At 69.1% G+C, this 12910-nt stretch carries 9 protein-coding genes; 3 read left to right on the plus strand and 6 right to left on the minus strand.

All coding sequences use genetic code 11. The features are described from left to right. Nucleotide 1 precedes the first annotated feature (1 nt). Nucleotides 2–823, plus strand: coding sequence for a phytanoyl-CoA dioxygenase family protein (locus tag C2U31_RS06330; RefSeq protein ID WP_103272064.1), 822 nt, complete (start codon nt 2–4; stop codon nt 821–823). Between the two features lie 40 nt (nt 824–863). Here C2U31_RS06330 and panB read toward each other — a convergent pair whose 3' ends face one another. Both panB and C2U31_RS06340 read right to left on the minus strand, forming a co-directional pair. Continuing rightward, nucleotides 864–1706: a 3-methyl-2-oxobutanoate hydroxymethyltransferase gene (gene panB, locus C2U31_RS06335; protein ID WP_103272065.1), complete on the minus strand. Its 843-nt coding sequence runs from the start codon at nt 1704–1706 to the stop codon at nt 864–866. Between the two features lie 71 nt (nt 1707–1777). Then, complete coding sequence (locus tag C2U31_RS06340) at nt 1778–2686, minus strand: LysR family transcriptional regulator (RefSeq protein ID WP_103272066.1); 909 nt, start codon at nt 2684–2686, stop codon at nt 1778–1780. Between the two features lie 275 nt (nt 2687–2961). Between C2U31_RS06340 and C2U31_RS06345 the strand changes: the two genes are divergently transcribed. Further along, nucleotides 2962–4368: a sodium:solute symporter gene (locus C2U31_RS06345; protein WP_103272067.1), complete on the plus strand. Its 1407-nt coding sequence runs from the start codon at nt 2962–2964 to the stop codon at nt 4366–4368. Between the two features lie 24 nt (nt 4369–4392). Continuing rightward, a complete protein-coding gene (speB, locus tag C2U31_RS06350; protein WP_103272068.1) occupies nt 4393–5439 on the plus strand; it encodes an agmatinase in 1047 nt (348 codons plus the stop codon). Nucleotides 5440–5446: 7 nt separating this feature from the next. On the opposite strand, the gene C2U31_RS06355 is transcribed toward speB, so the two are convergent. From C2U31_RS06355 to C2U31_RS06370, 4 genes are all read right to left on the minus strand, one after another. Continuing rightward, nucleotides 5447–6985, minus strand: coding sequence for a glycosyltransferase family 39 protein (locus tag C2U31_RS06355; protein ID WP_103272069.1), 1539 nt, complete (start codon nt 6983–6985; stop codon nt 5447–5449). Next, complete coding sequence (locus C2U31_RS06360) at nt 6969–8090, minus strand: glycosyltransferase family 2 protein (protein WP_103272070.1); 1122 nt, start codon at nt 8088–8090, stop codon at nt 6969–6971. The genes C2U31_RS06355 and C2U31_RS06360 overlap by 17 nt, the downstream gene beginning before the upstream one ends. 120 nt (nt 8091–8210) lie before the next feature. Next, on the minus strand, nt 8211–11387 hold the full coding sequence (locus C2U31_RS06365; protein WP_103272071.1) for a CusA/CzcA family heavy metal efflux RND transporter: 3177 nt from the start codon (nt 11385–11387) through the stop codon (nt 8211–8213). A gap of 16 nt (nt 11388–11403) precedes the next feature. Then, nucleotides 11404–12900 (minus strand): efflux RND transporter periplasmic adaptor subunit, encoded by a 1497-nt coding sequence (locus tag C2U31_RS06370; RefSeq protein WP_233772670.1) that lies wholly within the window; start codon nt 12898–12900, stop codon nt 11404–11406. Between the last annotated feature and the right edge of the window lie 10 nt (nt 12901–12910).

Raw genomic sequence — 12910 nt, forward strand, 5'->3', positions numbered from 1 at the left:
CATGCATCGCCATGAATTCGAACTGCCGGCCGAGGACATCGCGGCCTTCCAGCGCGACGGCGCGCTCTGTGTGCGGCAGCTGTTCACCGCGCCGGAAGTCGAGCTGCTGACGCGCGGCATCCAGAAGAACCTGGACGCGCCCAGTCCGCGCGCCAAGGTGGCCAGCCGGCCGGACGATCCCGGCTGGTTCTTCGAGGACTTCTGCAACTGGCGGGACAACGACGAATACCGGCGATTCATCTTCGACAGCCGCGTGGGCTCGGTGGCCTCGCAGCTGATGGGCGGCGGGCCGGCGCGGCTCTATCACGACCATCTGCTCGTCAAGGAACCCAACACGCGCCAGCGCACGCCCTGGCACCAGGACCAGCCCTATTACAACGTCGAAGGGCGCATGAATTGCAGCATGTGGATGCCGGTGGATCCGGTCGCGCGCGAGGCCACGCTGGAGTTCGTGGCGGGCTCGCACCTGGGGCCTTGGCTGATGCCGCGCACCTTCCTGGACAACCAGGCCAGGTGGTTTCCGGAAGGCAGCCTGGCGGATCTGCCCGACATCGAGGCCGACCGCTCGCGCTGGCGCATCCTGGGCTGGGAGCTGGAGCCGGGCGACGCCGTGTTCTTCCACATGCTGACGCTGCACGCGTCCGGCGGCGTGGGCGGAGACCGACGCCGGCGCGCGTTCTCGGTGCGCTTCCTGGGCGAGGACATGCGGCATGCGCCGCGCGCCTGGCGGACCTCGCCGGCGTTCCCGGGGCTGGAGCAGGAACTGCCGGCGGGCGCGCCGCTGGAGCACGCGCTGTTTCCGTTGCTGTGGCCGCGCGCCTGATGCCGGTGGCGGATCGGGCAAGTCGCGGCGTTGGCCCGGCTCAGGCCTTGGGCGCTTCGTACAGATTCTCGGGGCCCGGGAAGCGCCGGGCCTTCACTTCCTCGGAATAGGTCCGCGCCGCGGCCTGGATGCGTTCGGACAGCGTGTCGTAGCGCTTCACGAAACGGGCGGTGCGCTCGAACATGCCCAGCATGTCGTCCACCACCAGCACCTGTCCGTCGCATGACGCGGACGCGCCGATGCCGATCACGGGGCAGGACAGGCTGGCGGCGATCGATGCCGCCAGCGGTTCCACCACGCCCTCGACCACCACCGCGAAGGCGCCGGCGGCGGCGATGGCTTCGGCGTCGGCCGCGATCTTGGCCTGCTCGGCATGGCCGCGTCCGCGCGCGCCGTAGCCGCCCAGGATGTTCACGGCCTGCGGCGTCAGGCCCACATGTCCCATCACGGGGATGCCGCGCGCCGACAGGAAGGCGACCGTGGCGGCCATGGCCTCGCCGCCTTCCAGCTTGATGGCGGCCGCGCCGGTTTCCTTCAGCACGCGGGAGGCCGACGCGAAGGCCTGCTCGGGACTGGCTTCGTAGCTGCCGAAAGGCATGTCCACCACCACCAGCGCGGTGCGCGCGCCGCGCGCCACGGCCGCGCCGTGCGCGATCATGGTGTCCAGCGTGACGGGGACGGTGGATGGCAGTCCGTAGATGGTCTGCGCCAGGCTGTCGCCCACCAGCAGCGCGTCGCAGCAGGGATCCAGCAGCTCGGCCATGCGCGCCGTGTACGCGGTCAGCATGACCAGCGGTTCCTGGCCCTTGCGGGCGCGGAAGGCGGGCACGGTCATGCGGCGGGGGGCGGGAGCGTTGGCATTCAGGGTGGCGGTGGTCGACATGCGGGCCTCGTGTTCGGGATGCGCGGCGGGCCTGGCAGGCAGCGCCGCGTCCCGAGCTTAACCCAGGCGCTTCATGGCTGTGGCAGCGCAAGCGCGGCGCGCATGTCCTCCAGGAAGGCCGCCGTGATCTCGTTCAGGTGGGGGCGCTTCTTGGCCACCAGCGTGATGTCCACGTCGTAATGGAACAGCGCCGGATTCAGAGGCCGCAGCAGGCCGGCCTGCACATAGGGCGCGGCATAGGCCTCGGGCAGGTAGCCCAGGTGCGCGCCGGAAAGGATCAGCACCGCGGCGGCCTCCATGTTGTCGGCCTCGGAGGTAATGCGGCGCGGCAGGCCCGCGAAGGAGGCCTCGGGCAGCGGATAGGTGCGCCAGGTCCAGTCCGACTCGGCCACGTCGCCCGGGCCCAGGCTGCCGGCGCGGGCCGCCAGCGCGTGGCCCGCGCCGCAATAGGCCACCTGGCGCTCCTGGAACAGCGTGGCGTAGTCCAGCATCGGAACGCGGTGCAGGAAATAGCCCACTGCCACCTGCATTTCGTCCTTCAGGATCAGCTCTTCCAGTTCGCGTGGGCCGCGGATCAGCAGCGACAGCCGCACCGCTTCGTCGCGTTGCCGGAAGCGGGCGATGGCGCGTGCGATCAGCCCGTTCTGTTCCAGCGTGGCGTTGCCGATCAGGCCCAGCGTCAGGCTGCCGACCAGCTGGCGATGCATGTTGCGGGCCTCGGCGGTGAAGTTGTTCAGCGAGGTCAGCGCGCCGCGCGCCAGCCGGGCGAAACGCTGGCCCTTGGCCGTCAGCCGGAAGCCGCCACGGCCGCGCTCGCACAGGCGGAAGTCCAGCCGCGTCTCCAGCGTGGCGAGCTGGCTGCTGATGGTGGACTGGCCCACGCCCAGCACGTCCTGCGCGGCCGATACGCCGCCGGCGTCGACGATGGCCAGGAACACCCTGATCAGCCTGAGATCCAGATCGGTAACGGTGGACAGCATAGGGTAATCACCTATTAAACATTGATAGTGATCGATGCTTGTTGAGCGAACGAGATATGGATCGTGAATTGCGTGATTTCTATTATTCCATCGGGCCTTGCAGGCATGAAAGTCCTACGTTGAAAAGCGCGGAAATCATGCCGGCAATGGCTGGAAAGCAGGTTTTGCGGAAATTCACTTTTATACATATCGGTGTTTCGTGCAACGCCTGTGAATGGCATCAAGACCACATGGCGCGCCCTGGACGCGCGCCGGAAACGAATCGAGGGGCGGACATGTACTTGGACATAGGCGTAGTCGTGATCTACATGGGCGCGATGCTGTTGCTGGGCTGGTACGGCATGCGGCGCGCGAAGACGCAGGAAGACTTCCTGGTGGCGGGGCGCAACCTGGGGCCCGGCTTCTACATGGGCACCATGGCGGCCACGGTGCTGGGCGGGGCCAGCACCGTCGGCACGGTGCGCCTGGGCTATGTCCACGGCATTTCCGGCTTCTGGCTGTGCGCGGCGCTGGGCGCGGGCATCGTGGTGCTGAACCTGTTCCTGGCCAAGCCGCTGCTCAAGCTGCGCATCTATACCGTGACCCAGGTGCTGGAGCGGCGCTACAGCCCGGCCACGCGCCGCGTAAGCGCGCTGGTGATGATGGCCTACGCGCTGATGCTGGCCGCCACGTCCGTCATCGCCACCGGCACGGTGATGCACGTATTGTTCGACCTGCCCTTCTGGGCGGCGGTGCTGCTGGGGGGCGGCGTGGTCGTCATCTATTCGGCGGTGGGCGGCATGTGGTCGCTGACGCTGACCGACATCGTGCAGTTCGTGATCAAGACCGTGGGCCTGATGTTCGTGCTGCTGCCGATCTGCATCATGCGCGTGGGCGGCTGGGACCAGCTGGTCGCGCGCCTGCCGGCCGCCAGCTTCGACTTCACCACCATCGGCTGGAGCACCATCGCCACCTACTTCGTCATCTATTTCTTCGGCATCCTGATCGGCCAGGACATCTGGCAGCGTGTGTTCACCGCCCGCACCACGGGCGTGGCGCGCGTCGCCGGCAGCGTGGCCGGGGTGTACTGTGTGCTTTATGGTCTGGCCGGCGCGTTGATCGGCATGGCCGCCAAGGTGCTGCTGCCCGATCTGGACAATCCCAACAACGCCTTCGCCGCCATCGTGCAGGCCAGCCTGCCCGACGGCATCCGCGGTCTGGTCATCGCCGCCGCGCTCGCGGCCATGATGTCCACGGCCAGCGCCGCCATGCTGGCGACCTCCACCGTGCTGGCGGAAGACCTGCTGCCCGCGCTGCGCGGCGGCCGCCGCTTCGAGAACGTGAGTTCGCACCGCCTCATCACGCTGCTCGCGGGTTTCACGGCCGTCGGCATCGCGCTGGCGGTGGACGATGTGCTCAGCGCGCTGACCTGCGCCTACAACCTGCTGGTGGGCGGCATGCTGGTGCCCCTGCTGGGCGCGATCTACTGGCGCCGCGCCACCACGCCGGCCGCCATCGCCAGCATGTTGCTCGGTTGCGGCGCGGCCATCGTTTTCATGATCAAGGACGGCCTGGACGCCAACACGCCCATTTACGTCAGCCTGGCCGTCAGCCTCGCCAGCCTGGTCGTGATCAGCCTGGCGACCCGCGCCGACGCGCCCGCGAGCCTGGATGGCGCGCGCGCCCCGGCCCGGGCCGACTGAGTTTTCATCAAGCAGGAGCAAGACATGACTTTCACGCCCGAAAAATTGCAGGCGCTGCGCGAGCGCTTCGGCGGCGCCAACGAGGCCGAGATCCACGATCCGCATTTCCGCGCCATCGCGGCCAATGTGATCAACGACAGCGGCACGCGCATGGCGCCCTATGCCGGCATGCCCACGCTGCTGGACGCGCCGGCCCGGGCGATGGACTGGAGCCGGCCCGAATTCGGCGACCTGGAGGTCGCGCTGCTGGGCGTGCCGATGGACCTGGGCGCCAGCAACCGCAGCGGCTGTCGCTTCGGGCCGCGCGCCCTGCGCGCGATCGAGCGCGTCGGCCCTTACAACCACGTACTGAAATGCACGCCCGTGACCCAGCTGCGCGTGGCCGACATCGGCGACGTGCCGATGCGCAGCCGCTTCAGCCTGGACCAGTCGCACGAAGACATCGAGGCCATCTACCGGCATATCCAGCAGGCCGGCGTGATCCCGCTGTCGGCGGGCGGCGATCATTCGGTGACCTTGCCCATCCTGCGGGCGCTGGGCCGCGAGCGGCCGCTGGCGCTGATCCACTTCGACGCGCATTGCGACACGGGCGGGCCGTTCGACGGCAGCCGCTTCCATCACGGCGGCCCGTTCCGCCAGGCCGTGCTCGACGGCGTGCTCGATCCCACGCGCACCATCCAGATCGGCATCCGCGGCGCGGCCGAGTATCTGTGGGAGTTTTCCTACGCCTCGGGCATGACCGTGATCCATGCCGAGGACATTCCCCGGCTGGGCGTGGACGCCATCGTGGCCAAGGCGCGCGAGGTGGTGGGCGACGCGCCGGTCTACGTGTCGTTCGACATCGACTGTCTGGATCCCGCCTTCGCGCCCGGCACCGGCACGCCGGAAGTGGGCGGCGTGACGGTGCGCGAGGCCCAGGCCATGCTGCGCGGGCTGGCGGGGCTGAACATCGCCGGCGGCGATCTGGTGGAGGTGGCGCCGGCCTACGACGCCACCGCCAACACCGCGCACGCCGGCGCGCAGATCATGTTCGAGATCCTGAGCCTGATGTGCGTGGCGCGCGGGCGCTGAGCGCGCGTCAGGGCGCCGGGGACGGCGGATTGGCCGCCAGGCCGGTCGCGGCGGTGGCGGCCGGCGCTTCCCGAGCGGCGTCATCGCGCGCCGCGACGGCGCCGCTTTCGACTTGCAGCAGCACGTAGCGCCGGCTGGCGTAGAGCGGCAGCAGCCGCCAGCCGGCCAGCGTGTCGCGCAAGGCCGGCAGGCGGTTCTTTTCGACCGCCAGGAAGAGGCGCGCGCCGGCCCCCGGCAGGGCCGGCGCCGCCGCCACGGCATCCATGGGAAGCTGGCCGGCCGCGCCTTGCGAATAGAAGCGCGCCGAGAACGGCCTGCTGCCCACGAAGACCAGCTGCTCGCCGGGCTGCATGCGCGCGAAGGCCTGGGCCACCAGCTGCTTTTCGGTCTTGTAGCGTTCGGGCTGCGCGAGCGACAGCGCGCCCAGTGTCAGCGCCGCGAGCGGGGTCAGCAGCATCAGCGCCGCCGGCAACCGGGCGCGCCAGCCCTGCGTCGGCGCATGGTCCGCCATCCAGGCGCCCAGCGCCAGCGCCAGCGGCGGTAGCGAAGGCAGCACGTAGGTCCAGAGGATATTGCCGGACAGCGTGAAGAACGCGGGCGCGGCCAGGCCCCAGAGCAGCAGGTAGGCGCGCAGCGGATCGCGCGCCAGCGACGCCAGCCGGGTCCGCAGCGGCGCGTCCTGGCCGGGCCGCAGGAACAGCCACAGGCCCGCCAGTCCCCAGGGCATGGTCGCCAGCAGCCAGTCCAGCCAGATGCCGCCATAGGGCCGCTTGTGCGCGGTGCCGTACAGATCGCCTTGCCAGCCCGGGTCGACGAAGCGCAGGAAATGCTCGCCCACGATGAAGTACTGGAGGAAGCCGGGCGTGCGGATCTCGGCCATCACGTACCAGGGCAGGGCCAGCGCCAGCATCAGGATCGTGCCGCCGATCCAGGGCAGCGCGCGCCACTGCGCGCGTCCGGCGGGCAGCAGCGACCAGGGCAGCACGGCGGCCGCCACCAGCACCAGGGCCAACGGCCCCTTGGACAGCAGGCCGATCGCCAGACCCACGAAGAAGCCATAGCGCCACCACGGGGGGCCGTCGCGTCGCGCCAGCAGGAAAGACGTCATCGACAGCGTCACGCCCAGCGCCAGGTAGGGATCGGTCAGCACCGCGCCGGCGCTGGCCAGCGGCAGCAGCATGGTGGCGAACACCAGTGCGGCCCAGCGCGCGGCGCTGACGCCGAACCGGCGGGCGGCGAAGGCATGGACCAGCGCCAGCACGCCCAGCATGGCGGCGAAGGCCGGCAGGCGCAGGCTGAACTCGGACAGACCCAGCAGCTTGATGGACAGCGCCGGCGCCCAGAACGCCAGCGGCGGCTTGCCCCAGAAGGGCACGCCCGGCTCGAACCAGGGCGTGACCCAGTCGCCGGTGACGGCCATCAGGCGGGCGATCTCGGCGTAGCGAGGTTCCGAGGTGTCGGCCAGCGGCATGACCGCCATGGCGAACAGCCGCGCCGCGAGGATGGCCGCCAGGCCCAGCAGCAGGGCCTTAGAAGTTGACCGCATGCGGACCCTCTCCGGTCATGGCGGCGGATGCGGCGGCCTGGCGCGCCGGGCCGGCCGCGTCGTCGCGCGCGTATCCGGAGGCCGGGGCCGCCGCCGTGCCGGGTTCGGATCCGGGCAGGCGCAATGCCGCCGTGCGGCTGCGCTGCACGTCGCGCAGCAGGTAGACCGGCCGTTGCTTGGATTCCATATAGGTCTTGCCCACGTACTCGCCCAGCAGGCCGATGGTGATCAGCTGCACGCCGCTCAGGAAGGTGATGATGGCGATGAGCGAGGGATAGCCATGCACTTCCTCGCCCAGCAGCAAGGTCTTGATCGTGATGACGATGCCGAACCCGACGCCGGCCAGCGCGGCGGCCACGCCCAGGCCGGTGGCCCAGCGCAGCGGCGCGGTGGAGAACGAGGTGATGCCCTCCATCGCCAGCCGCATCAGGCCCAGGTAGTTCCACTTGGTGGCGCCGGCGGCGCGCGGATCGCGGTCGTAGTCGAGGATGCGGGTGGGCAGGCCGATCCACGCGTACATGCCCTTCATGTAGCGGCAGCGCTCGGGCAGCTGCAGCAGGGCCTGCACTGCCTTGCGGCTCATCAGCCGGAAGTCGCCGGTGTCGGCGGGAATGTCGGCTTTGCTGAGCCGGTTCAGCAGCCGGTAGTAGGCATAGGCCGAGGCGCGCTTGAGCCAGCTCTCGCCGGCGCGGCTGCGGCGTCGCATGCAGACCACGTCCGCGCCCTCGCGCCAGGCGCGCACCATGTCGGGGATCAGCTCGGGCGGATCCTGCAGGTCGGCGTCCAGGATCACGATGGCCGCGCCCACGGCGTGCTCGATGCCGGCGGTCATGGCGGCCTCCTTGCCGAAGTTGCGCGACAGGCGCAGCAGCTTCAGGCCGGGTTCCGTGCGGATCCGCGCGGCCAGGAACTCGGCGCTGCCGTCGCGGCTGCCGTCGTCGACGAACACGATTTCGTAGGACTCGTTCAGGCCGTCGAGCACGCGCCTCAAGCGCTGCAGGCAGGCGGGCAGCACCTCGCGCTCGTTCAGGAAGGGCACGATGACCGAAAGCTGCACGGCGGGTCGGCGGGCGCGCGCGGCGGTGGGTGGAGGGGGAAGATGCATGGAGATAACCGATCGGGGAAGAATTCAGGCAATGTAGCGATCGAGCGCCGACGAATAGCCGACGGCCCGATTACATTTCCGTAAGGCGCGGCGGACCCGGGTGGGCCGCCGCGCCTGGCCTCATGCGTTGTCGCGGGCCACGCGGGCTGATTCGGCCAGTTCCAGCTCCTCGGCGTCCTTGCGGTGCAGCAGGCGGTACAGCGCGGGCAGCACCAGCAGGGTCAGGATGGTCGAGGAGATGATGCCGCCGATCACCACGGTGGCCAGCGGGCGCTGCACCTCGGCGCCGGTGCCGGTGGCGAGGGCCATGGGCACGAAGCCCAGCGAGGCCACCAGCGCCGTCATCAGCACCGGCCGCAGCCGCGTCAGCGCACCTTCGCGCACCGCTTCGTCCAGCGGCTTGCCTTCCTGGCGCAATCCGTTGATGAATGACAGCATCACCAGGCCGTTGAGCACCGCCACGCCGCACAGCGCGATGAAGCCCACCGCCGCCGTGATCGACAGCGGCATGCCGCGCAGCCACAGCGAGATGATGCCGCCTGTCAGCGCGAAGGGAATGCCGGTGAAGACCAGCAGGCCGTCCTTGACATTGCCGAACATGGCGAACAGCAGCGCGAACACCAGCACCAGCGCGGCCGGCACCACGATCTGCAGGCGCTGGGCCGCCGATTGCAGCTGCTCGAACGTGCCGCCCCAGGTGGTCCAGTAGCCCGCCGGGATCTTGACGTCGCGTTCGATCACGTCCGCCGCCTCGGACACGAACGAGCCCAGGTCGCGGCCGCGCACGTTGGCGCTGATCACGATGCGGCGCTTGCCGTCCTCGCGCGAGACCTGGTTGGGGCCGGGCGACAGGTCCAGGCTGGCGACCTCGGACAGCGGGATGTAGGCCGTCTGCGCCTGCCCGTCAGCCTTGGGCAGGGCGATGGGCAGCTTGCGCAGGGCGGGAATGCTCTCGCGCACCGATTCCGGCAGCCGCACCACGATGTCGAAGCGCCGGTCGCCCTGGTAGTACGTGCCGGCCGCGCGCCCGCCCACGGCGATCGCCAGCGTGTCCTGCACGTCGGCCAGACTCAGCCCGTAGCGCGCCGCGCGGGCCCGGTCGATGTTCACGGTGAGCACCGGCAGGCCGGTGGTCTGCTCGACCTTGACCTCGGACGCGCCGGGAATCTTGTTCAGCGACTCGGCCACTTCGGCGGCCGTGCGGTTGAGCACGTCGTTGTCGTCGCCGAAGATCTTCACGGCCACGTCGCTGCGCACGCCGGAGATCAGCTCGTTGAAGCGCAGCTGGATGGGCTGGGAGAACTCATAGTTGTTGCCCGGCATCTTGCCTGCTTCTTCCTGGATCGCGGCCAGCAGCTCGGCATGGGTCTTGCGCGGCGCGGGCCATTGATCCATGGGCTTGAGCATGATGTAGCCGTCGGAGATGTTCGGCGGCATCGGGTCCGAGGCGATCTCGGCCGTGCCGGTGCGCGCGAAGATCCGTTCGATCTCGGGGAATTTCTCTTTCAGGCGTACTTCCAGCTGTTTCTGCATCTCCAGCGACTGGCTCAGGCTGGTGCCGGGAATGCGCAGCGCCTGGATCGCCATGTCGCCTTCGTTCAGGCTGGGAATGAACTCGCTGCCCATGCGCGAGGCCAGCACGCCGCAGGCGACCATGAATACGGTTGCCGCGATCAGCACGCGCGGCGTGCGGCGCAGCGCCATGTCGAGCAAAGGCTCGTAGCGGCGCTTGGCCCAGCTCATCAGGCGGTTTTCCTTCTCGGCCACCTTGTTGCCCATGAACATGGCCACGGCGGCGGGCACGAATGTCACCGACAGGATCATCGCGCCCAGCAGCGCCAGCACTACGGTCAGCGCCATGGGGTGGAACATGCGCCCTTCCACGCCGGTCAGCGCGAAGATGGGCAGGTACACCACCATGATGATGAGCTGGCCGAACAGCAGTGGCCGGCGCGCTTCGCGCGCGGCGGCGAAGACCTCGTGGAAGCGCTCGCTGCGGGTCAGCGGCCGGCCGTGATGGGCCTGGGCATGGCTCAAGCGCCGCACGCAGTTCTCCACGATCACGACGGCGCCGTCGATGATGATGCCGAAGTCCAGCGCGCCCAGGCTCATGAGGTTGGCGCTGACCTTGTACGTGACCATGCCGGTGAAGGTGAACAGCATGGACAGCGGGATGACCATGGCCGTGATCAGCGCCGCCCGGATGTTGCCCAGGAACAGGAACAGGATCACGATGACCAGCGTGGCGCCTTCCAGCAGGTTCTTCTTGACGGTGGCGATGGCCTTGTCCACCAGATTGCTGCGGTCGTAGGCCGTGATCAGCTTCACGCCCTCGGGCAGCGTCTTGTTGATGGCGGCGATGCGATCGGACACGGCCAGCGATACGGTCCGGCTGTTCTCGCCGATCAGCATGAAGGCCGTGCCCAGCACCACTTCCTTGCCATTGTCGGTGGCCGCGCCGGTGCGCAGCTCGCGGCCGATGGACACCTCGGCCACGTCGCGCACGCGGATGGCCTGGCCGTTCACGGCGGTGAGCAGCACGTTGCCGATATCGTCGACAGACTGGACCTGTCCCGGCGCCCGGATCAGGTACTGCTCGCCCTTGCGCTCGATGTAGCCGGCGCCGATGTTGGCGTTGTTGCGGTCCAGCGCCGTCATGATGTCGGTCAGCGACAGACCGTAGGACGCCAGCTGCTCGGTGTTCGGCGCCACCAGGTATTCCTTGGCGTAGCCGCCGATGGAATTGATTTCCGTCACGCCGGGAATGTTGCGCACCTGCGGCTTGACCACCCAGTCCTGGATCTCGCGCAGGTCGGTGGAGGTATAGGGCGAGCCGTCGGGCTTGCGCGCGCCGTCCTCGGCCTCGACCGTCCAAAAGTAGATCTCGCCCAGGCCGGTCGAGATCGGCCCCAGCGTGGCCGATATGCCTTCGGGAAGATTCTCGCGCGCTTGCTGCAGTCGTTCGTTGACCAGCTGGCGCGCGAAATAGATGTTGGTGCTGTCGTTGAAGATCACCGTGACCTGCGACAGCCCGTAGCGCGACAGTGAGCGGGTCTGTTCCAGGCCGGGCAGGCCGGCCATCACGGTTTCGATCGGGTAGGTGACGCGCTGCTCGGTTTCCAGCGGCGAATAGCCAGGCGCGGCCGTGTTGATCTGCACCTGCACGTTGGTGATATCGGGCACGGCGTCGATGGACAGCCGCGAGTAGTTGTAGATGCCGACGGCGGCCATGGCCAGCGTGACGAACAGCACCATCCAGCGCTGTTCGATGGCAAAGCGGATCAGGCGTTCAAACATGTATTTAGCCCCTGCTTCAGTGACCGTGGTCGGCGCTGGCCTTGCCCAGCTCGGACTTCAGCACGAAGGCGTTGTCCGTCACGTAGCGCACGCCCGGGGCCAGGCCGGACAGCACTTCCGCCTGGTCGCCCGCGGCCTTGCCCAGCTTGACCGGCTGCGCCAGGAAGCCGCCGGGCACTTCGATGAACACCGAGGGCTGGTCTTCCACCGTCTGCACCGCGTCGGCGGCGATCGCCACCGGCACGTCGCGCTGGCTGGTGACCACGTTGACCGAGACGAACAGGCCGGGCCGCCAGGCCATGTCGGGATTCTCCAGCGTGACGCGCGCGGTAGCCGTGCGGGTCTGCTGCCCCAGCAGCGAGCCGATATAGGACACCTTGCCCATCGCGCTGCCCGTAAACGACGCCGAGCTGACGCGGGCGGCCTCGCCCACGCGCACGTCCTGCAGATCCTTGGCCGCGATCGAGAATTCCGCCCAGACGGTGCGCAGGTCGGATAGCGTGAAGATATTGACGTTGTCGGCCAGCGCCTCGCCCAGCGTGATGTGCTTTTCGACGATCACGCCGTCGAACGGCGCGCGGATCTCCAGCCGGCTCAGGTCCTTCGCGCGCGGCGTGGCGCCCACGGCGGCCAGCTTCTGCTCGGCGTTCTGCACCGCGATCTGCGCTTCCTGCAAGGCGGTGCGTGCCTGCTGGTAATCCTGTTCGGCGGTGACCTGCTCGCGCCACAGCTTGAGCTCGCGCTGGTGAGTGGCGGCGGCCAGGTCGCGCCGCTTGACGGCGGCCAGCCATTCGCTGCGCAGGTCGGACAGGGCCGTGCTGGACAGCGCGGCCAGCAGCTCGCCCTTCTTGACCATCTGGCCCAGCTCGACGGGGGCCTCCTGTGCGACGCCGGCCAGGCGCGGCACGATGTGCGCGGTGCGGTCGGCGTTGAACTTGATTTCACCGGGGAACTGCGAGGTGGCTTCCAGCGCGGCGGGCGCGGCGACGGCGCTGCGGATGCCGGCCGCGGCAACCTGCTCGGCGGTGAGCGCGATCAGGCCTTCGTCCTTTTCCAGCGACGCCTTCAGCGGCTCGGCCTGGCCGGGCCAGTTCACCTCGGCTTCGATCTCGAAATAGTGCGGTTCGGCGATGTCCTGGGTGCTGACCAGCGCGCCATCGGATGGCTCAAGGCGCAGTTCTTCCACGACGCCATTCGGGCGCAGCACGCGGACGCGGGCCTTGATCTCGCCCGTCGCGACCGGCTTGGAGCCGGCGTAGGCCCACAGGCGCAGGCGTGAGGAACCGCCGGATTCGCTGACCAGCAGTTCGACGCCGTTGCCGCCGGCGCGGGTCAGGGCGCCGCCTTGCGGGCCCTTTTCGGTTGGCGCGTGGTCGGCGTGGCCGGCGGCGCCGGGCTTTTCGTCGGCGGCCGCGCCCGTGGCGGCCAGCAGGCTCGCGGCCGCCAGCAGCGCGACAGTCAGGGTCCGCGCGCGGGAGCGGCCAGGGGGAAAGCGCAGGATTTGCATGGTCATGGCGTAATGA

The organism is Achromobacter sp. AONIH1 (assembly GCF_002902905.1).
In the GTDB taxonomy this organism is placed as follows: Bacteria; Pseudomonadota; Gammaproteobacteria; order Burkholderiales; family Burkholderiaceae_B; genus Achromobacter.